Source organism: Arthrobacter alpinus (assembly GCF_900105965.1).
GTDB lineage: Bacteria > Actinomycetota > Actinomycetes > Actinomycetales > Micrococcaceae > Specibacter > Specibacter alpinus.
The window spans coordinates 2,382,332-2,400,961 of the sequence record NZ_FNTV01000001.1; the positions used below are offsets into that span (position 1 = coordinate 2,382,332).

General features: G+C 59.6%; 20 protein-coding genes. 7 read left to right on the forward strand and 13 right to left on the reverse strand.

All coding sequences use genetic code 11. From position 1 onward, the window contains the following. The first annotated feature begins 108 nt into the window (after positions 1 to 108). The gene (locus BLV41_RS10880; RefSeq protein WP_044573030.1) at positions 109 to 732 is read left to right on the forward strand and encodes a DedA family protein; all 624 of its coding nucleotides are present in this window, start codon (positions 109 to 111) and stop codon (positions 730 to 732) included. Here the strand turns inward: BLV41_RS10880 and purN are convergent. The 3 genes from purN to BLV41_RS10895 all read right to left on the reverse strand — a co-directional run bounded on the left by purN (position 729) and on the right by BLV41_RS10895 (position 3,021). Then, a complete protein-coding gene (gene purN / locus BLV41_RS10885) occupies positions 729 to 1,292 on the reverse strand; it encodes a phosphoribosylglycinamide formyltransferase (RefSeq protein ID WP_044573094.1) in 564 nt (187 codons plus the stop codon). The genes BLV41_RS10880 and purN overlap by 4 nt on opposite strands. Before the next feature lie 33 nt (positions 1,293 to 1,325). Then, the gene (locus BLV41_RS10890) at positions 1,326 to 2,666 is read right to left on the reverse strand and encodes a cell division protein PerM (protein WP_425284272.1); all 1,341 of its coding nucleotides are present in this window, start codon (positions 2,664 to 2,666) and stop codon (positions 1,326 to 1,328) included. A 151-nt stretch (positions 2,667 to 2,817) separates the two neighbouring features. Further along, complete coding sequence (locus BLV41_RS10895) at positions 2,818 to 3,021, reverse strand: cold-shock protein (protein ID WP_038467205.1); 204 nt, start codon at positions 3,019 to 3,021, stop codon at positions 2,818 to 2,820. A 496-nt stretch (positions 3,022 to 3,517) separates the two neighbouring features. Here BLV41_RS10895 and BLV41_RS10900 point away from each other — a divergent pair, with 496 nt between their 5' ends. The 3 genes from BLV41_RS10900 to BLV41_RS10910 all read left to right on the forward strand — a co-directional run bounded on the left by BLV41_RS10900 (position 3,518) and on the right by BLV41_RS10910 (position 5,632). Continuing rightward, positions 3,518 to 3,901 (forward strand): hypothetical protein, encoded by a 384-nt coding sequence (locus BLV41_RS10900; RefSeq protein WP_074711654.1) that lies wholly within the window; start codon positions 3,518 to 3,520, stop codon positions 3,899 to 3,901. A gap of 154 nt (positions 3,902 to 4,055) precedes the next feature. Further along, on the forward strand, positions 4,056 to 4,769 hold the full coding sequence (locus BLV41_RS10905; RefSeq protein WP_139244298.1) for a DsbA family protein: 714 nt from the start codon (positions 4,056 to 4,058) through the stop codon (positions 4,767 to 4,769). A gap of 2 nt (positions 4,770 to 4,771) precedes the next feature. Continuing rightward, positions 4,772 to 5,632, forward strand: coding sequence for a cytochrome c biogenesis CcdA family protein (locus BLV41_RS10910; protein ID WP_074711655.1), 861 nt, complete (start codon positions 4,772 to 4,774; stop codon positions 5,630 to 5,632). A gap of 121 nt (positions 5,633 to 5,753) precedes the next feature. Here the strand turns inward: BLV41_RS10910 and BLV41_RS10915 are convergent, their stop codons facing one another. Genes BLV41_RS10915 through BLV41_RS10935 form a run of 5 tightly spaced genes read right to left on the reverse strand, consistent with a single transcriptional unit; the run spans position 5,754 to position 10,138 of the window. After that, positions 5,754 to 6,647, reverse strand: coding sequence for an alpha/beta hydrolase family protein (locus tag BLV41_RS10915; protein WP_074711656.1), 894 nt, complete (start codon positions 6,645 to 6,647; stop codon positions 5,754 to 5,756). 48 nt (positions 6,648 to 6,695) lie between these two features. Then, positions 6,696 to 8,342, reverse strand: coding sequence for an acyl-CoA dehydrogenase family protein (locus BLV41_RS10920; protein ID WP_074711657.1), 1,647 nt, complete (start codon positions 8,340 to 8,342; stop codon positions 6,696 to 6,698). A 9-nt stretch (positions 8,343 to 8,351) separates the two neighbouring features. Then, positions 8,352 to 8,795 carry a DUF1810 domain-containing protein gene (locus BLV41_RS21685; protein ID WP_074711658.1) on the reverse strand — a complete coding sequence of 148 codons (444 nt, stop codon included), beginning with the start codon at positions 8,793 to 8,795 and terminating at the stop codon, positions 8,352 to 8,354. Then, positions 8,792 to 9,499 (reverse strand): alpha/beta fold hydrolase, encoded by a 708-nt coding sequence (locus tag BLV41_RS10930; RefSeq protein WP_074711659.1) that lies wholly within the window; start codon positions 9,497 to 9,499, stop codon positions 8,792 to 8,794. Before BLV41_RS10930 ends, BLV41_RS21685 begins: the two co-directional genes overlap by 4 nt. 57 nt (positions 9,500 to 9,556) lie before the next feature. Then, entirely contained in the window at positions 9,557 to 10,138 is a 582-nt protein-coding gene (locus tag BLV41_RS10935; protein WP_083360730.1) for a helix-turn-helix domain-containing protein, read from the reverse strand. 96 nt (positions 10,139 to 10,234) lie between these two features. Between BLV41_RS10935 and BLV41_RS10940 the strand changes: the two genes are divergently transcribed. Beyond that, positions 10,235 to 11,155 carry an NAD(P)/FAD-dependent oxidoreductase gene (locus BLV41_RS10940; RefSeq protein WP_074711661.1) on the forward strand — a complete coding sequence of 307 codons (921 nt, stop codon included), beginning with the start codon at positions 10,235 to 10,237 and terminating at the stop codon, positions 11,153 to 11,155. Positions 11,156 to 11,559: 404 nt separating this feature from the next. Here the strand turns inward: BLV41_RS10940 and BLV41_RS10945 are convergent, their stop codons facing one another. Then, complete coding sequence (locus BLV41_RS10945; RefSeq protein ID WP_244516856.1) at positions 11,560 to 12,462, reverse strand: hypothetical protein; 903 nt, start codon at positions 12,460 to 12,462, stop codon at positions 11,560 to 11,562. A gap of 411 nt (positions 12,463 to 12,873) precedes the next feature. Further along, on the reverse strand, positions 12,874 to 14,385 hold the full coding sequence (locus tag BLV41_RS10950) for a succinyl-CoA:acetate CoA-transferase ScpC (RefSeq protein WP_211481621.1): 1,512 nt from the start codon (positions 14,383 to 14,385) through the stop codon (positions 12,874 to 12,876). 181 nt (positions 14,386 to 14,566) lie between these two features. Between BLV41_RS10950 and BLV41_RS10955 the strand changes: the two genes are divergently transcribed. Together BLV41_RS10955 and BLV41_RS10960 are read left to right on the forward strand one after the other, a co-directional pair. Further along, positions 14,567 to 14,932 (forward strand): hypothetical protein, encoded by a 366-nt coding sequence (locus BLV41_RS10955; RefSeq protein ID WP_074711664.1) that lies wholly within the window; start codon positions 14,567 to 14,569, stop codon positions 14,930 to 14,932. 38 nt (positions 14,933 to 14,970) lie between these two features. Beyond that, entirely contained in the window at positions 14,971 to 15,363 is a 393-nt protein-coding gene (locus BLV41_RS10960) for a hypothetical protein (RefSeq protein ID WP_074711665.1), read from the forward strand. Positions 15,364 to 15,405: 42 nt separating this feature from the next. On the opposite strand, the gene BLV41_RS10965 is transcribed toward BLV41_RS10960, so the two are convergent. The 3 genes from BLV41_RS10965 to BLV41_RS10975 form a co-directional block, all read right to left on the reverse strand. Beyond that, complete coding sequence (locus tag BLV41_RS10965; protein WP_074711666.1) at positions 15,406 to 16,314, reverse strand: DNA-methyltransferase; 909 nt, start codon at positions 16,312 to 16,314, stop codon at positions 15,406 to 15,408. Between the two features lie 65 nt (positions 16,315 to 16,379). After that, the gene (locus BLV41_RS10970; RefSeq protein ID WP_244516858.1) at positions 16,380 to 17,174 is read right to left on the reverse strand and encodes a pullulanase X25 domain-containing protein; all 795 of its coding nucleotides are present in this window, start codon (positions 17,172 to 17,174) and stop codon (positions 16,380 to 16,382) included. 129 nt (positions 17,175 to 17,303) lie between these two features. After that, a complete protein-coding gene (locus BLV41_RS10975; protein WP_083360731.1) occupies positions 17,304 to 18,407 on the reverse strand; it encodes an HNH endonuclease in 1,104 nt (367 codons plus the stop codon). Between the last annotated feature and the right edge of the window lie 223 nt (positions 18,408 to 18,630).

The following is an 18,630-nucleotide window of genomic DNA, read 5'->3' on the forward strand; positions in this document are numbered from 1 at the left end:
GGCTAGGAGTTGGGGCGGGTGTACCGCGGTTGTGCATGCCCGTAAACTGGGTTGACCGGCACCTCGCCGCAACTCCCGCATTGACTCTTCTCCCACCGCAAGGACACCATGGAACTCGCAGCCTACGACCCTAGCTTGTTGCAGGGGCTCTGGGTGTACGTGGCCGGCGGTGGCTTCGTCATGGTTTCGGCTTTTATCCCGCCCGTACCCAGCACCACGGTGTTCGTTGCCTTGGGTGCGCTTGCAGGGCTCGACGGCGGGCCCCAAGCCTTGCCGCTGGTGATCGCGATGATGGCGGGAGCCCTGGCTGGGGACCTGCTGACGTTCTGGTTCACCAAGATGTTCGGACACACGCGCTGGGGCTCAAGCCGGGGCCCCAGGCGCCAACGCGCCGTGGATTCGGCAACCCGCCGCTTACGGCAACGCCCTTACATGTTTATGCTGACGTCGCGGTTCATCCCACTCGGCAGGCTCTCTTCCAACATTGCCGCCACGGTGGCGGGCTACCCGTTGCGGGCCTTCAGCGTGTTTTCGCTGGTTTCCGCCACGGTGTGGGCGCTGTACTCGGTGGGCATTGGGATGCTGACCCGGCAATGGCCGAACGTGTCAACCCAGCTGGCCGTTGTGCTGGCCATTGTTTTCTCGATTGTGCTCGGCTGGCTCGTAGGCAAGGTCTCCACGTGGTTCCTGGACCGGAAAAACTCGAAGCCGGACCCCGCCGTCGTACCTTAGGCCTTGGCCAGGTCTGCCAAAACCTTGATGAGCAGTTCCCGCTCGGCAACCTTGATGCGCTCGTGGAGCGTCTCCTCGGTGTCTTCAGGGAGGATCGCCACGGGCGTCTGGGCGATGATGGGGCCGGTGTCCACGCCGGCGTCGGCGTAATGCACCGTGCAGCCGGTGACCTTGACGCCGTAAGCCATGGCGTCACGGACGCCGTGCGCGCCGGGGAATGCGGGCAACAGCGCCGGGTGGGTGTTGACGTATCGGCCGGCGAAGGCGTCGATGAAGCTCGGTGCCACGATGCGCATGAAGCCGCTGGAAATCACATAGTCGGGCTTGTACGCTGCGACGGCGTCCAGGAGGGCTGCGTCCCAATCGGCACGGGTGGCGAAGTCCTTAAAGTTCACAACGAACGTCTCCACGCCTGCTGCACCGGCACGCTCAATGCCGAAAGTATCCGGCCGGTCGGCACCTACGGCGGCAATCTCCACCGGCAGGCTGCCTGCCGCCACGGCGTCAAGGACGGCCTGAAGATTTGAACCGGAACCGGAGACTAAGACAACTATGCGCATGAAACCAATTTTAGGGGCAAGGCGCTGCATGCCCTATTCGGCGACGTCTTCACGACGGCGCAGCATCGACAAGCCTTGGCGCTCACCTTCGAGCCAGGGGCCCAATAGTGAACCGAGCATGACGCCAACCCCAATTTCGGCGCCAACCCAGAGGGCTGCCGTGAACGGGTCGGGGCCAATCTCGGTGAGGCGGCCAACCCCGGCAGATCCTTGTGAGAGCCAGAACAAAACCCAGGCTAGCCCGGCGGCTGCCACGGCCGTCACGGCGCCAAGGCCGATCGTTGATCCGGTCAGGGAGAGCCAGCGGAAGCGGACTTTAAGTGAGAGCCATTCATCGAAGTGGTTTTCCCCGGCACGGATGAACCACCAACCAGCAAGCAGCCCGGCAATAACAGGGACCGCCAGGGCAGCAAATCCCCAGGTCAGGGTCCCGGTGGGCAGCGCTGCAAGGATCGGGATGGGAGGCACGGGCGCAACCGAGGTTCCCAGCGGGGACACCGTGGAGCCAACCCCCAAGTGGAAACCGTCCCCTCCGGCCCATGCGAGTGTCCATATGGCCAAATTCGGCATGTAAGCCAATTGGGAAACCGTCAGGGCCGCGCCGCCCATACCTCCGGGGCGCAACGCCTGATAGACGGCGATGATGTCCGCCCATCGTGCCATCAGATTGATGGCAAGCATGAGGGCTGACAGGGCCAGCGCTGACATGAGTGCTACAAACCCGGAGCGCAGCACGGTCCAAACATAGGAACCGGCCCAGCGCTGATCTTGACTTGTTTTTTCAATCCAGTCCGCGGCGCTCATGCCGATCAACCGGCTCCACGAACCCGCCTCAAGGCGTGCACCCACAATAAGCCCGGCTCCTGCCGGTATAACGGGGATGAAGGTTGAGGCCAGCAACGGAGCGCTAATCCCTGTGCCGCTGCAGACGAAGGCGGTTGCCATGCCGGCTGCGGCGTAGACAAGGGCGGCGCTCAGAAGTGGTTGCCACAGCTGATCCGTGTAGGACGCCCTGGCCAGACGCCTGCCCGCACGCCATGACAAGAAGAATGGCACCAATAACAGGCCAAGAGGCAACAGGCTGAAGATGCCCGTTTCAACGGATGCCGAGCTGGGGCCGCCACCCACTGTGAGGTGAAGCGGAACGCCGTGGCCCAAGAGCCAGATTTGCCCCGCCAACCGAGCGACAACCGAGCCGTCCTTCTGTGCGAAACCTCCGGTAAACCAGGTAGCTGCAATGGGAATAGCAACAATCAGTGCGGAGATAACAAACATTTGGGCAGATTCAAAGGCCCCTTGCAGCCAAAGCGGCATGGGAATCCCGTCGCGTTGGCGCTTTGCCGCTTTGCTGTTCATCGTCTTCAATGGTGCCACATGGTGAGCGTTTGTCTTGCGAACGGGGCCGGTGAGCTACCCAACAAAACACAACTTAAACACAAATAAGGCCCGGGAAACCCGGACCTTATTTGTTCAAGCCCTAAGGACTAAAGAAGCTGCACGGTTACCCGTACGGTTTTCTTCAGAATTAGATAGCTTGGATGTTTACTGCCTGAGGACCCTTGGGACCCTGCTCAACATCAAAGGAAACCTTCTGGTTTTCTTCGAGGGAGCGGTAGCCCGAGGAGTTGATCGCGGAGTAGTGCGCGAAAACATCCTGTGACTGGTCATCGGGAGAGATGAAGCCGAAGCCCTTTTCAGCGTTGAACCACTTGACGGTACCTGTTGCCATTATTTCTATTTCCTTCTGAAGTTGGAGATTCCGCCCGACCTTCGGGCCTCCGTGTACGGTGTAAGTCCGCTTCTCCAGAAAAGCGACGTCTTCCTCGAAAGGATGGCGTCGCTTCAACTACAAAAAACGCAACACTACAACTACGAACAAGTATACATGTCTGAGGGGGTTGTGCCACTTAAAACTGAGAGGTGCGTCACTAATTCTTCGTGAGGGATCCACAGACTCGAAAAGATCCCCTAGATTCAGGGGATTTTTCTATGGTGTTTGCGACGTGTCACTCATTGTTTGTTGATTGTTCACCGGGCATGTCGGATAAAAGTTGTCTCTTTGAAGAAAGTTCGACGCCGGAACCGACTTCCAGCACCCCTCCCCTCACTCTTCCCCAGAGAAAGACCTCCCCAACAGTGCCGGAGAGCGGCCAGAACCCTGACGTATAGTTGGGGCCACTATGCGGGAAACGACCCGGATCGAAATGGATATGAAAGGACAGCGGATGCGCAGCATGGCATTCTCCCTTCGTTTCCTGCTCCTGACGATCACGGCATTCGCAATGATTGTCACCGGCGGCATTTCTGCACAGGCTGCGGCCCTCGATCCGGTCACGGTTCAGCAATCCATGTTTGGGCAATCCACAGGCCAGGCATCTACTGCTTTGGAGTCCGTCAGCACCGCATTGACCGGGTGTGTACCCGGCCGGGACAAAACACGTGTGGAGTGCAACGCTGTTACTCCATCGCCGGCCCACCTGCGGCACACACCTGCGAATGCCAACACGGGATTTGCTGGCAGGACCCAGACTGACATTTTCGGGGCACTCCTGTTTGGCAGGATCCCGTCAGCATTGACACATCTGGACTTAGGGATCGTCCGGACGTAGACCACGGTGCGCCCGCACCCACCCCAGCTGCTGGAGCCAAGCGTGGGTGACCGGCGTCGAACGTGTCCTTATATATGCATGGCGCACTGCCACCGGTCCGTGATCTTTCGCGCCCGTGGATGTGCTGCGCCTGCGCGATCCCGAAAGTTTGCCCGTGACTGTGAAGAAAACCCGAAATATCATCCTTGCCCTTGCGCTTGGCGCAATCCTTGTCCTGACCATTGTTTTGGTTGGCGCTGCGGCCCAGGAGAACCGTTTGAAATCTGCCGCCCAGCCACCTTTGGCCGGATCGAACGCTGACACCAAGCCACAGGGATTGACCCTTGAACGGCGCATTCCCTCCGATCCCATGGCTGTGGGGGCCGTGGACGCCCCTGTAGTCATGATCGAATATTCGGACTTCCACTGCCCGTACTGCGGCGTTTATGCGCGCAAGACACAGCCGGAAATCATCAAGAAGTACGTTGACTCCGGCCAGCTGCGTATTGAGTGGCGCGACCTGCCGGTCCTGGGTGAGGCCTCGGTGAATGCAGCCGTCGCTGCCCGGGCCGCCGGCGAGCAGGGGTTGTTCTGGCAATTCAATGAGGCTGTTTACGCGGCTGCTCCTGAAAAGGGCAAGGGCGATTTGTCCGATCCGACGCTGTTGGCACTGGCTGAGAAGGCGGGCGTTCCCGACATGGCGAAATTCGCGTCAGATCTAAAGAAGCCTGAGCTGCTGGCCTTGGTCAAGGCCGATCTTGCCGAGGGCACCCAGCTGGGCTTGAACAGCACACCCACCTTTGTCATTAACAACCAGTCCATCCCTGGCGCCCAGCCAATGGAGGTCTTCACCCAGGTCATTGACGAAGCCCTGGCCAAGGTCAAGTAGCCATGGACATTGGATACACAGGTGCGTTGCTGGGCGGAATTCTGACGCTTTTGAGCCCTTGCTCTGTCATGCTGCTTCCGGCGTTCTTTGCCTACGCCTTCGCCAGCCCCACCAAACTCATGGCACGCACGGCTCTCTTTTACGCCGGCTTGCTGACCACGCTGGTGCCCTTGGGCCTGTTGGCCGGGCTGCTTGGCTCCCTCGTCATGCAAAACCGGACGGCGTTGATCACCGTGGCGGCCGTCCTGGTGATGCTCATAGGAATGTTGCAGGTCATCGGGGTGGAGTTGCCCGGCCTGAGTCGGCGGGCCGGCACGGACGGGACGTCGGCGGTGTCTGTCTATGTGCTCGGGACCGTCTATGGCGTGGCCGGGGTGTGCGCCGGACCGATCCTGGGTTCAGTATTGGCAGTGGCCGCGGCCGGTGGGAACCCGCTCTATGGCGGCATCATGCTCGCAATCTTTGCGCTCGGAATGACGCTCCCCCTGGGCATTCTGTCCTTGCTCTGGACCCGCTTTCAGCTAAGCGGGCGCCGCTGGCTCAAACCCCGCCGGTTCAGACTTGGTCTATGGGAAAACACCATCTGGATGGTAATTTCCGGCCTCCTGTCGATCGGCATCGGTGTGTTGCTGCTGGTCACGCAGGGCACCTCGTCACTGGGCGGGGTGTTGAGCATCGACACCCAATACGCCACGGAATCATGGGTAGCCACCACCGCTTCGCAGATCTCCAACGTAGGATTTGGCATTGCCGCCCTGGCTTTGCTGCTCGTGGCGGGTGCCCTGTATGTGTGGCGATCCCGGCGCGCCGACCGGCTGGCTGACAAGGAGCAGGCTGACCGTGAACCCGCCGTGAAGGGCTGAGCTGCTGCCGATTCAAGCCTTCTGATCGACAGCACGATCCCCTCCTCCCTGCGCAGCCGCAATTCTTGCGGCGTCACGGGGAGGAGGGAACAGCCAAGTTGAGCGGATTCCGGACCTCGGCTCAGCGTTCGGATTGCCGATCCCGGAGCCAGGCAACAACTTCGGGCCAGAGTCCTTCGCGCTGACCGCGCCGGAAGAATCCCATATGCCCAATGGAGGCAACACCAAAGTCCACTGGCGAGTACGTGCGGCGTTCAACGTCAGCGGACGTCAAGCGATCAGTGATCGCCTCGATCTGCTGGGGCGTTGCCCAGGGATCGTCGCTGAATCCAATGGACAAGACCGGACCTGTCACCTGCGATGCCCTACATGCGGCATTCATGGTGGGATCGTCAAAGAAGTATCCGGGTTTTCGGGACCAGCCGCCCCATTCGAGCATGGCCGCGGCAGGAATATCTTCTCCCAGCCCCAACTTACGGCCAGGAATGTACCCCAGCACCCTCGCCGCCACGGGTCCTGCAACGCGAAGGATCAGCCAGACCTTGGCCCGCTCAGTGACAGAAGGAATGCTTTCCGTAACCCCCGCATGCGATGCAACGGAAACCATCCCACGAAGCCCCTCAACGCCGGATCCCAACATCAAGGCGTGCCCGCCCACGCTATGCCCTATGGCGAACCGCGACAGGTCCGGAAACGCAGTGGCTGCCCATTCCGCGGTATCCGGAACATCTTGGTCCATCCAATCGCGCATGCGAAGGGAGCGGTGGTCCTTCGGCAACCCGGAGCGCCCCGTACCGCGGTAGTCATAACTCAGCGTCGCGAAGCCTTCCTGCGCCAAGTACTCGGCGAATCCCGCATAGAGCCGTTCCGGAACCGCAGTGGCCGGGTGAATCACCACAACTGCACCAGGATCACCATGGGCAGGTATCCGCAGGGTTCCCCGAATCTCACCACCATGACTCGAAGTGATAGTCACGTCGCTGGAACGGGCTGCAGAATTCGCATTGTTACTCATGGGTAACATGCTAGCGCTAGGAACGTAGAGCGCAATGTCCTGGCGAGACTAAGCCCGTTCCAGAATTCCAGTCAGATCCGAATGAGCCGGCAGGTTTCCATAGTTGAAGGAACGCTCGACTCCCAGCCGGGAAGCCACAAACGCACCGGAGACGGCATCCGGGGCAAAACGAAGCAGCAATGACGCCTGCAACGCCAGCGCCATTTTCTCCACAACGTTCCGCGCTTCGCCGGCGAACTCCATGGGCTCGGCTCGCATGGGCGCCAGCTGTTCCTTGAGCCGGGCGGTGAAATCATCGAACAACGGGTGCTCGCCGGAGGCAATCCGCAATTCGGCAAAGAAGGCATCAACGCATTCAGGCTCGGTGCCCATTGCCCGCAGCACGTCCAAGGCGATCACGTTTCCGGTGCCTTCCCAGATAGCCATGACCGGCTGTTCCCGATAACGCATCGCCAACGGGAAGTCCTCTGTATAACCGTTGCCGCCCAAACACTCCATGGCTTCGTAGGCATGTTGCGGACCACGCTTGCACACCCAGTATTTGGTGACCGCAGTGGCAAGGCGAGCGAATGAGCGTTCGCCGGGTCCGGCGTCGTTGTCAAAGGCGCGGGCCAAGCGCATGCTGACGGCGGTGGCGGCCTCCGATTCCAGTGCCAGATCCGCCAGCACATTGGTCATGGCCGGTTGATCGATCAATCGTGCACCAAAGGCCCGCCGGTGCCGGGCATGCCACACCGCCTCGGCTACAGATTGGCGCATGCCGGCCGCCGTGCCCAATACGCAATCCAGGCGCGTCCGGCCCACCATCCCCATAATGGCGCGCACGCCGCGGCCGGGCTCACCCACGCGCATGCCCAACGTATTGGCGAACTCAACTTCGGAGGAAGCGTTGGAACGGTTGCCTAGCTTGTCCTTGAGCCGCTGAATCAAAAATGGGTTCCGCTCCCCATCCGGTAAAACACGCGGCACCAAGAAGCAGCCGAGTCCGGCGTCGTCTTGCGCCAGAACCAGGAATCCGTCCGACATCGGTGCCGAGCAAAACCACTTGTGCCCCGTCAGCAGGAAGTGATCACCGTGCGATTCGGCGCGCGTGGTGTTGGCCCGGACATCGGAGCCGCCCTGCTTCTCGGTCATCGCCATGCCGAACAGCGCACCCGGCTTCCCGGCGCCCAACTCGGGTGAGTACTTCCGCGAGTACAACCGCGGCAGCCACTCCCCCGCGACATCCGGCGCCAGCTGGAGAGATTCGACGGCGGCGTGGCTCATCGAAATGGGGCACGCATGGCCGGGCTCAACCTGCGCGAACAGCATGAACTGCGCTGCCCGCAGAGCATTTGCACCCCGTCCCGGCTGCTCCCACGCGGAAGTGTGCGCCCCGGCCGCCACCGCCTGCCCAATGATCCGGTGGTAGGCGGGGTGGTATTCCACCTCGTCGATTCGCTGCCCGTATTTGTTGTGCGTGCGGAGAATGGGCGTGTTCTTGTTGGCCAGCCGCGCGTCGTCCTGGAACTGCGCTGAACCCACGACGGCGCCCGTCGCCTCAAGAGGCAAGCTAGCCTCAGCTTCGCCCACGGTCAGCAGATAGTCCTGAAGAGGGATATTGGCCGTGAATTCGTTGATGTCCACTCGTGGCGGCGGCTGGTTCGGCACGCCGTGCGTTGAGTGATTGAGAGGTCCGGCATCGATGGCGGTCATGGCAACAGGCTACGCCTCCCCCGGATCCCCCGCCGAGTTTGCCAAGATTTCTTCCGTGGCAGGATCGGCAACGCCTGCGTAGAACCGCTCCAGCACTTCCCGGAACAGTCCCTCCTCTGGAACAGCCCGGCTGAAAAGTGTCATGGACGATTGAAGTTTCCTGGCATCAACCTTCCCGAAGATCTCCTCAGCGCTAAGGCCGCGCGTGGCCAGTACCAGTGAAACGCATTCGCGAAGCCGAGTCCCAAGAACTGGGTGGGCTGCGTAGTCGACAGCCTCCTGCAGGGAAGCGATGGCATATAACTTGGCCCAGGGACTGGATCCAAGCCCACTAATCTGCGGGAAGACAAACCACATCCAGTGGGTGGTTTTAAGACCGGCGGCCAGTTCGGCAGTGACGTCACTGTATATGGGGTCTTGTGCCTCAAGAAAGTGATCCAGATTGTGACTCATTGGGCTCCTTCATTTGTAATTCCCTGCAGCATTTCCGCGCACGCACTGTCCAGGAATTCTGCCACCTCACGGGGGTGGGACAGCATCGGGGCGTGGCTTGAATCAAGCTCCGTGATCGCGGCACCGATTCGCTCAGCCATCTCGCGTTGCAGCATCGCCGGGACAGCGTGATCCTGGGTTGCCACCAAGTAATAACTCGGCAAGGACAGCCACGCGGGTGGGCCTACCTTGACCCGGTCCAGGCCAATCCGCACCATTCGCTGTGTGGCCGAGGCGATGGCGACGGTTTCCGCGAGCGCATCACCGGCGATGACGTCTCCGAAATGCGCCCTCGCTATATAGCTGTAGTCACCAGCGACCACCACATGCTCCGGAATCAGGCTGCCGGGGTATTTGCGCGACAGCCCACTCACCGATTCGCCCTCGGCCGGGGCGAAGGCTGCAATGTACGCCAATGCCTTGACGGACTCGACGCCGAGTGCGGCCTCCCCTACTACCGCGCCGCCGTAAGACCAGCCCACCAACAACACCGGACCCGGCACGGTGGCGAGCATGCGGCGCACGGAGGCAACGTCGTCGTCCATGGTTTCCAAGGAAAGCTGGGCGGCGACGGGTTCATGGCCCATGGCGCGCAGCTCAGTGATGACCTTGGCCCAGCTGGATCCGTCCGACCACAAACCATGAACCAAAACTATTGTTGCCACCGTGCCACCCTTCGTCGATGTTTGGCCCCAATGTATCAGCGCCGAATTCCTAGCTGCCTACTTCGCCGGGGCCGCGCGGACGTGCATGCGTTCGCCCTGCGGCCCAAAAAGCGTCAGGAACTCCACGCTCTCCGTGGTGGCCCGGCCAAACCAGTGAGGTGTACGGGTGTCGAACTCCGCGGCCTCGCCTTGCTTGAGCTCAAAGTCCCGCTCCCCAAGCACAACTCGCAGCCGACCGCGCAAGACGTACATCCACTCGTATCCCTCATGGACCTGCGGATCGGGTTGAGGCAGGTTCGTGCCGGCCGGCAAGATGAGCTTGAAGGCTTGGACCCCGCCGGTGCCGCTGCCCAATGGCAGGTACGTCTGTCCGTTGCGTTTGAAAGGACGGAGGTGGATCCGCGGATCTCCCGTTGCCGGGGCCCCGACTAGTTCATCCAGCGGAACTGCATGGGCGCGCGCCAGCGGGAGCAGCAATTCGAGATTGGGCCGCCGCTGCCCGGATTCAAGACGTGAGAGTGTGCTGACGGAAATGCCCGTGGCCTCTGCCAACTCCGCCAGGGTCCGGCCCCTCTGCAGCCTCAGTGCCTTCAACCTGGGGCCCACACCGGATAGAACAGACTCCGTCTCATTCGTCATGACCCTAGTTTGCCATTCCAGCAACATTTATTGCCACTTTCGCCGGCCGTGGCGCACGCTGGAATAACCAAGTCATTTCAGCAGAAGGCGGACATCATGCAGGACGTAATCATTATTGGCGGCGGCGCTGCCGGTCTCAGTGCAGCGCTTCAACTAGGCCGCTCGCGCCGGTCCGTGACGGTGGTCGACGCCGGTGAGCCTCGCAATGCGCCATCGCCGGCGGCCCACGGATTTCTCACGCGCGACGGCGTTGCTCCCCTGGAGCTGACCCGGCTTGGCCGCGCTGATCTTGAGCCCTATGACGTACGCGTCGTGGAAGGAACGGTCACTAATGCGGTCAAGGAACACGACAGTTTCCGGGTCACGCTGGCCAGCGGCGAGGTCCTAACAGCCAAGCGGCTCCTCATCACCACGGGCGGGGTTGATGTACTCCCCGAGATTCCCGGACTGGCCGAGCGATGGGGCAAGGATTTGGTGCATTGCCCGTATTGCCACGGGTGGGAAATTCGCGACCAAGCCATCGGCGTCATTGGCAGTAGCTCCATGGCCGTCCACCAAGCCCTGTTGTTCCGCCAGTGGTCGCCCAACATCACGCTATTCCTCAACAGCGCACCCCAGCCATCCGCCGTCGAACTTCAACAATTGGCAGCCCGCGGCATACGTCTTGTTGAAGGAGAGGTAGTGAAGATTCACAGCACTGATAACGCTGTGAGTGGCGTGGAGCTGGCCGACGGATCCGCCCATCCGGTCCAGGCTCTGACCACGCAATCGAGGTTGGTGGCTCGGGGCGCGTTCTTTGAATCCCTGGGGCTGGTTCCGTTGCCCTCGGAGTTCGCTGAGATGATCGAAACCGATGAGACCGGACTGACAGGGATTCCTGGGGTCTGGGCGGCTGGGAATGTCACGGACATGAGAGCCACGGTTGTGGCGTCAGCCTTCGGCGGGGCCATGGCCGGCGTTGCCATCAATATGGACATGATGGCGCAGGAGTTGGCAGAGGCAGTGGCCGCCGCCTAGTGAGGTAGCGCACAAGGCGAAGCGGTCCCGGTGGCCTAACCTTACCGACCAGGCGATGCCGCTCCGTTGAAATTGAAGGAAAAAACAAAGCGAACGGCACAGCAATCGAGCACAGCAAACGCTCAGCCCGCCCCTATCAGACGCCCAATTAGCGACACATCACTTATTCTCCGGAGGAGTGCCGCCCAGCCGAAAACCGTCACCACCCAAACCCCTCCCCACGGCTACCGTAGACCGACAGCCACCCACCTCAACAGGGGGTACTTAAGAGATACAAGCCAAATTGGTTGACCATGAATACTTTGACGCGGCACGACAAAGCCCCCGTTAGCTCACGGGGGCTTTGTCGTTTCCTAAATGGGTTGTGGTTTCGTATCCGCGCTAGTAAGCGTTTCCAGTGAGTTTTACTTGACTGCTACGAATATCTTGTCGCCCAACATCCCTGGCCTGACAGCAAGAACCCCTTGACCAGCCGTGGCAGTCGGTACTTCAATGGCCTTGTTGCCTGTCGCGGTGCCGCCCGCGTAAAGCGCGCTCGTGCTATCCATGGCATCTGCTGCGATGACCATCTTATCGAGGCCATTTACAGTCTTTCCGTCCGCGGTGACGTACTCAACTGAAACAAAAGCCGGCATTTGTCCATTAGGGTCATCGCCAATGTAGGTAGCCGAATAGTTGACGACAATATACTCAGAGCCCACCGCGGGAGGCTCGTTAAAGGAGTTGGCAGCGATGACAGCATCTGTGGCAGCCAGGGTGACAGAATTAATCACTACGCGCCAATCATCAGACTCGATAACCGATCCGATTGGGTGGGGGTTCTCGCGAGTTCCTGCATCAGATGCCGACTTTTCCTGCGCTACTTCACCCTTGACGCCTGCATCAGCAGACGGCTGGACAACAGTGGTGTCTCCGCTGCCGATGGCGTTGTCGACCGAGGTCGCAATAACGGAGAAGAACACCGCGACCCCTACGATTGTTCCCACGATCGAAAGGAGCAGAGCGGTGACGCCCATCCACTTTGCCTTGTCTTTAAGGAACAAAGAGACCAGAGACAGGACGAAAGCGATCGGTAGCAGTATCCAGCCAATGATGAGAGCACCGGGGATACAAGCGAAAATGAACCCAAGCACCGCCACAATGAGGGCGACTAGTCCGACGACGTTGCGCTGTTTTTTCACCTTCGTCGGCTGGGGTGGAAATGCCTGCATTGGCGTCCCAGGGCCCGGCTGTGCGAAGGCTGACTGATTTGGATGATGGGGGGCGGTCTGCTGCGAGCCCACCCCAGGGAGCTCTGGTGTTGTCATAGCCTTACTATGACATTTCATTGACGCTTCACATATTCCGAGACAAGACGTTACGGGCATTCCTCGGCGTCGATTGAATCCCGCGCCTACATTATTGGCCCAGTGCCGATGTCCGCCGCCCGCCTCGGATCAAAACCACCAACCATGCCCAATTATGACGAGCCCACAAACCGCATCGAGTCGTTCAGGTATTGCACTCGAATAGGTGATTCGCCGGAAAAAACCTGCCCCGTGAAATTGCAAGAGCCTAGGAAGCTCAACGGATTGGGCATATTTCGCGGAACGGACCCACAACAGGGCACAGAGAAGCTCCACTCTCGATGCTAAGAGACGGTCAAACCGAGCCGAACCCACGCCTAGTCAGAGCAAGCCGCAGAAACAGAAAATTCCGCAGGCCCACTCAAGAAGAACCTAGAGCCGCATATCCCCGGTCTCGATGTAGCGCTGGTGCCAGGAAAGCGCCTCGCCCATCAGATGCGGGGTGTGCTTGCCGTAGGAATCACGCAGGGCCCGGTCGAAGTAGTCTTCCAGCATGGGCTTGTAGTCCGGGTGGGCCAGCTTCTCCGTGATCAATCGGGCGCGCTGCTTGGGCGACAGTCCACGGAGATCGGCGTAGCCCTGCTCGGTGATCAGCAGCATGGTGTCATGCTCGGTGTGATCAACGTGGCTGGCCATGGGCACAATGCCGGAGATACGGCCACCCTTGGCCACAGATGGCGACATGAAAACGGACAGGAACCCGTTGCGGGCAAAGTCGCCGGAACCGCCAATGCCATTCATAACGTGCGATCCCACAACATGTGTGGAGTTCACATTGCCGTAGATGTCTGCCTCGATCATGCCGTTCAGGGCAACACAGCCTAGGCGGCGGATCAGCTCAGGGTGGTTGGAGATTTCCTGGGTACGCAGCACAATGCGCTCCCGGAAGAAGTCCACGTGCTTGTTGAATTCGGCAATGCCGGCCTCGGACAGCGAGAAGGAGGTAGCTGACGCGAACGCAATGGTGCCGTCCTTGATGAGCTCCAGCATGCCGTCCTGGATGACCTCGGTGTATGCCTTGAGGCCACGGTATCCACCCCGAGAAAGCCCGGCGAGCACAGCGTTGGCAATGTTGCCCACGCCGGACTGCAGCGGCAGCAACTTGTTGGTCATGCGCCCGGTCTTGATTTCCCCGTCGAGGAAATCGAGGAGGTGATCCGCGATTTGGTTGGAGGTGGCATCTGGCTCAGCGAAGGGGGAAAGGCGGTCTGGCGCGTTCGTTTCAACCACGGCTATGATTTTCGAGATGTCGACGTCAAGGTACGGCTGGCCGATCCGGTCTTCCGGCTGTGTCAACATGATCGGCTTGCGGAACGGCGGCAGGGCGGTGCCGTAGTACACGTCATGCATACCCTCCAGCCCTGCAGACTGCTGCTGGTTGACCTCGATGATCACGGCATCGGCCATGTCCAGCCAAGTCTTGTTGTTGCCTACCGAGGAGGACGGAATCAGGCTTCCGTCCTCGCGGATGCCTACAACTTCAATGATGGCGATGTTGATGTCGCCGTAGAACCCGAACCAGGTGTGCTGGGCAACGTGGCTTAGGTGAATATCCATGTATTCAATTTCGCCGTCATTGATCCGCTTGCGCAGCAACGGATCAGACATGTACGGGAGGCGCAATTCCATGCCGCCAGCTTTCGCGAGCACGCCGTCGAGCTCGGGAGCGGTGGACGCACCGGTGAGGATCTTGATCTTGAATTCGGAGCCGGCAGCGTGCGCCGTTTCCATCTGTGCCGCCAGGGCCTGCGGGACCGATTTTGGATAGCCGGCACCGGTGAAGCCGCTCATGGCCACCGTCATCCCGGGCTTGATGAGCGCCGCCGCGGCCTCGGCTGACATACGCTTTTCCAACAGTCCGGCGTGGCGGATACGGTCATGCACAGTGGGCCTCTTTCACAACGTTGTCGAGACATCCTGCAATGCCATCCCAACCACTATAGACCGTGACGCAGGATACACCAGAACCGCGGTCCGGTCTAGAGTTTTTCCCGTTCAAGGCACCTCGCAGGCTCCTCCGCATCGAGGCACCGGCGCCTGCCTCCGTTGCTGGTAGAAATAAGGGATGACCGAGACTCCCAGCCACCCTTCAGTTCACGGCGAAGTGCGCCACAACCAGCGTTCGCAGCTCAGCGGCACGGTAACTTCCTTGATCGGCTGGGTAGTGGTGATTCTGCCACTCATCATGCTGGCCATCCTTATTTTCGCCGCCGTCATGGACCCGAGCGCCAGCATGACCGCGCCGGGCAGAATTGCGATCGCCATCGGGGGCGCAGCGTTGTTGTTCTGCATGATCGCTGCACCCCACCTTCTGGGCCAGGCCGTGATCCACCGCGAACGCGCCATGTGGCGAGCCGCCCTCATCACCGGAATCCCCGCAGCCTGCGCTGTCATCTACTTCGCGTTCCGTTTCTTAGGTAACCTGGGCTGACATAGAAACCGTTCAGTTTCGCGTGCCAGACTGGAACCATGCCCCGTCCCCACAGTGAGATCCCGTCCCAACGCCTTGCCGTCGCACAGGCCCAGAACATTGCCACGTCGAAGTCACAACGTTCGATCTGGTGGACTGTTGGCATCACGATTGTGGGCTGGGCGGTGCTGGCCTACCCCATGATCTTGTTGGCCCTGCTCTCGCTGGTGGTCATGACCGGATCGATGGATGGCACGGTGACGGCGTCGGGCGTGGCATTAGGCATCGTCGGGATGCTTGGCTCCCTGGCCATGCTGGCATTCCCGGTTTTGCTGGGCCTCGCCGTGAAGGTTCGACGCCGGAGGCTCTGGGTCCCAGCGTTGCTCACCGGAGCGCTGACCACCGCCGCGTGCATCTACGTCACGGTGGAGTGGCTCATACCGCTGGGCTAAGCCCGGCGGTCAAGCCTGTTGAGGCCCCTCACTAGACCAAAGCTATTTAGCGCTCTCGTGCTGAATAAATTCAACCTGCTCCGGATCCAAGCGATTCTTCATGACCGCTATGGCTTCCGGGTTTTGGTCCACCATGACAAAGCGGCGGTCTAGTTCCAACGCCGCAGCACCGGTTGTCCCGCTGCCGCCGAAGAAGTCCAGCACCCAGTCGCCCTTTTCGGTGCTTGCCTGAATGATGCGCCGCAGAACGCCGAGAGGTTTCTGCGTGGGATAGCCAGTCTTTTCGTGGCCGTTGGGTGAGACGATCGTGTGCCACCAAGTATCGGTTGGCAGCTTGCCCAGCGCCACCTTTTCGGGTGTGACGAGCCCCGGAGCCATGTACGGCTCGCGGTCCACTTCGGTGCTGTTGAAGTAGTAGGTTTTGGGGTTCTTCACGTATACAAGAATGTTGTCGTGCTTGGCGGGCCACTTCTTTTTGGAACGTGCGCCATAGTCGTAGGCCCAGATGATCTCGTTGAGAAAGCATTCGCGGCCAAAGAGGGCGTCGAGGAGGACCTTGGCGTAGTGGACTTCGCGGTAGTCAAGGTGAAGGTACAGCGTGCCGTCGTCAGCAAGGAGACGCCAGGCTTCTTCCAACCTGGGTTCGAGAAATTCCCAATAATCCCCAAACGAATCGTTGTAGCTGAGAGTCAGGCCCTTGATCGTGTCGTAGCTGCGGCCCTTGAAGCCAACGCGCGACCCCGTTTCACTGCGCACATTAGTCATGTTCTGACGGGCCTGGACCTTGCCGGTATTGAACGGCGGGTCAATGTAAATCAGGCGGAAGCTCTCATCCGGCAGCGTTCCCAGGAAGCTGAGATTGTCCCCCTCGGCCACGAGGTTTTTCCCGTTGGCCTGCCAGGTGGTTGCCGAGGCTGGGCTCAGGGGGGAATCGCTCGCGTCCGTTGTCATGCATCAAGGCTATCGGGGCGGCCGGTGAGCCAGAAACCAGACACTGCCCGGCCGCCCCATTACGCCTAGCTCTGGACGCGCAGAACATCCTTTGTTGCGTGGTTGTAGTGGAACGTGATGGGTCCACCGGCATGTGCGAATTCGTGGTTGGCGCCGTCAAGGATGCCAAAGGCCCCGTAGTTTTCGTCCCACGATCCGTTCAGCACAGCTTTGTAGCTGTACTGGCCTTCCGGCAGGTTAGCTGAAAGGTGCCACGTGCCGGATTCTTCCAGCGTCATTTGCAGGCTCGGGTGGTTGGGATCCCAGTTCTCAGCACCGATGGCCTGGCCGAAGTCTCCTGCCAGGGCAACTGATGCAGGCTGGTTTTCAAAAAAGACGCCGGCTGCTTCCGGTTTCTTGGCAGCGGCTTTCGCCGTGGTTGCCTTGGCAGCCGGTTTCTTTGCTGCAGTCTTCTTGGCGGCTGGCTTCTTTGCTGTGGCTGTCGCCGCAGTGTCGGCGGGCTTTTCAGGCAGCGGAGTGCCAGCCGGGATTAGGGTGCCGTTGCTGAGTGCATCAGCCAACTTGTCGGCGGTATCAAACACAACGGTTGCCCGCAGACCATTCTCTGTGATTTCCCAGCCGCTGCGCCCCTTGGTGATCCAGCCGGCCTTGACTAGGTCAGCCGTAGCCTTCGTGAGGTTCTTATGTCCGCGGGGAATACCGCCGCTGAGAAGTTCTGATTCTTCTTTGGAGAACGGGATACGGGCAGTAGCCTCAGCTAAGACAACTCCACCGTTGGGCTTCTCATCTAGCCACGTTCCGGCGGCCATGATGTCAAGAACTTCTTTGAGTCGGCGGTTGGTATTTTCACGAATGCTCACAGCTAGTCTCCTCTTGACGCGGGGTATACGTGTCTACTTTGACATGCAGCATGGTTACTGCGCAGTAGATGACGCGAACACACAACGCATTGATTCGGATTCATCAGATTCCACAAGAGGAACGGCAATCTATTTCTTCAGAAATTCGTCATAGCTCCGGGCCAAAAAATCCTTGTTTGGCATCTCTGCCCGTTTCTTTGGGATGCTCATCAGTCCCTGCCGGTGGCGCTCCTGAAGCCCGTGCTTAAGCATCGGACCATCCACTTCTTCCAAGATGTCCTCCCGGATATGCACTTGCAGATCAGGGCTAATTCCCAGAATGTTCGCGTCAAAAGCAGCGTGATGGATCTTGCACAATGCCAGTCCGTTTTCAACTGACGCTATTCCTTCTTCATCCCGATCGGGAATAATATGCGCGGCATCCAAGAGAACAGCATGTTTGAGATTGCAAACGGCACAGCGTGATTCGTAAGCACGAAGCACCGATGATCTAAAGACTCGCTGATGCAGTCGTACCCGAGCCACACGATTGGAGTATCCCTTAGGAATGCTTATCGACTCCATGCCTACGCCGGGGGCATTAAAAACCGCCGGATTATTCGCGGCGTCAATGTCCACGACGAACTGGCGCTTCTCTGGCTCTTCGGCTACCAGATAGACCGGGAATATCGCCTGAAACTGTGATTGACCGACGCCGAAGAACCAAATAATCGGAAGTCGCAATTCCATGGCCCTTCTCAGTCCACGATTTGTGTAGAGATCCGGGTCTTCGCCCTCCCATTTGTATCGCAAGAGCCCATCTGGGCCGACTTCGTCACGATAGGGTCGCTCTTTACCTGGTTCTCTATAAACGGTTGTGATTGAGAGCGCAGCATCCAGATTCTTGGGCTTTCGGATCCCTTTCGTGATGTCTTTCAGCCGGAAGGGTTTTCCTTCGAATTGAAAGTCGTCCAAATCGGAAGTGTGAAGTGCCTCGGCGCCATCGCTCGTTCTCTGTTCCAGCCACGTTATGGCCGCTTCACGCACTCTTTCGTCAAGGCTTTTTGACCCACTTTGCTTCAGGTTTTTCAGGTCACTGAAGGGAATCCTATGACGGCGACCGGAGGTGGAGTCCACGTATGCGTTAGGCAAGCGTCCGTCCAAAATGTAATCCGAGATTGTTCTTTCACTGACGTGGAGGAATAATGCCGCATTCCCCACTGAATAGTCATCTTCCAATTCAGGACGTGCCATACGTCAGCCCCCTAGCTGCTTCGCTCACGAAACGGAAGTTGTGTTTTCCATTCGTAAGTCATTTCCTCCAGGAAACCACATGGCGTGGTTTCTCGCGAACGAGAGGTCCCCATGGCCAGAGGATTGGGCTGTGTCCTGCAACATTGGGATTGTTTTCATGCCACTGGTCGGCAGATTACCCGGTGAGGTTACAGTGCGACAGGAAACGTGTTCTTGTCGAGAC

Excerpts from the sequence above, each read along its gene's own strand:
- BLV41_RS10880 (WP_044573030.1), top strand. The coding sequence starts at position 109 with ATGGAACTCGCAGCCTACGACCCTAGCTTGTTGCAGGGGCTCTGGGTG.
- purN (WP_044573094.1), bottom strand. The coding sequence starts at position 1,292 with ATGCGCATAGTTGTCTTAGTCTCCGGTTCCGGTTCAAATCTTCAGGCC.
- BLV41_RS10895 (WP_038467205.1), bottom strand. The coding sequence starts at position 3,021 with ATGGCAACAGGTACCGTCAAGTGGTTCAACGCTGAAAAGGGCTTCGGC.
- BLV41_RS10900 (WP_074711654.1), top strand. The coding sequence starts at position 3,518 with ATGCGCAGCATGGCATTCTCCCTTCGTTTCCTGCTCCTGACGATCACG.
- BLV41_RS10910 (WP_074711655.1), top strand. The coding sequence starts at position 4,772 with ATGGACATTGGATACACAGGTGCGTTGCTGGGCGGAATTCTGACGCTT.
- BLV41_RS10915 (WP_074711656.1), bottom strand. The coding sequence starts at position 6,647 with ATGAGTAACAATGCGAATTCTGCAGCCCGTTCCAGCGACGTGACTATC.
- BLV41_RS10920 (WP_074711657.1), bottom strand. The coding sequence starts at position 8,342 with ATGACCGCCATCGATGCCGGACCTCTCAATCACTCAACGCACGGCGTG.
- BLV41_RS21685 (WP_074711658.1), bottom strand. The coding sequence starts at position 8,795 with ATGAGTCACAATCTGGATCACTTTCTTGAGGCACAAGACCCCATATAC.
- BLV41_RS10935 (WP_083360730.1), bottom strand. The coding sequence starts at position 10,138 with ATGACGAATGAGACGGAGTCTGTTCTATCCGGTGTGGGCCCCAGGTTG.
- BLV41_RS10940 (WP_074711661.1), top strand. The coding sequence starts at position 10,235 with ATGCAGGACGTAATCATTATTGGCGGCGGCGCTGCCGGTCTCAGTGCA.
- BLV41_RS10945 (WP_244516856.1), bottom strand. The coding sequence starts at position 12,462 with ATGACAACACCAGAGCTCCCTGGGGTGGGCTCGCAGCAGACCGCCCCC.
- BLV41_RS10955 (WP_074711664.1), top strand. The coding sequence starts at position 14,567 with ATGACCGAGACTCCCAGCCACCCTTCAGTTCACGGCGAAGTGCGCCAC.
- BLV41_RS10960 (WP_074711665.1), top strand. The coding sequence starts at position 14,971 with ATGCCCCGTCCCCACAGTGAGATCCCGTCCCAACGCCTTGCCGTCGCA.
- BLV41_RS10965 (WP_074711666.1), bottom strand. The coding sequence starts at position 16,314 with ATGACAACGGACGCGAGCGATTCCCCCCTGAGCCCAGCCTCGGCAACC.
- BLV41_RS10975 (WP_083360731.1), bottom strand. The coding sequence starts at position 18,407 with ATGGCACGTCCTGAATTGGAAGATGACTATTCAGTGGGGAATGCGGCA.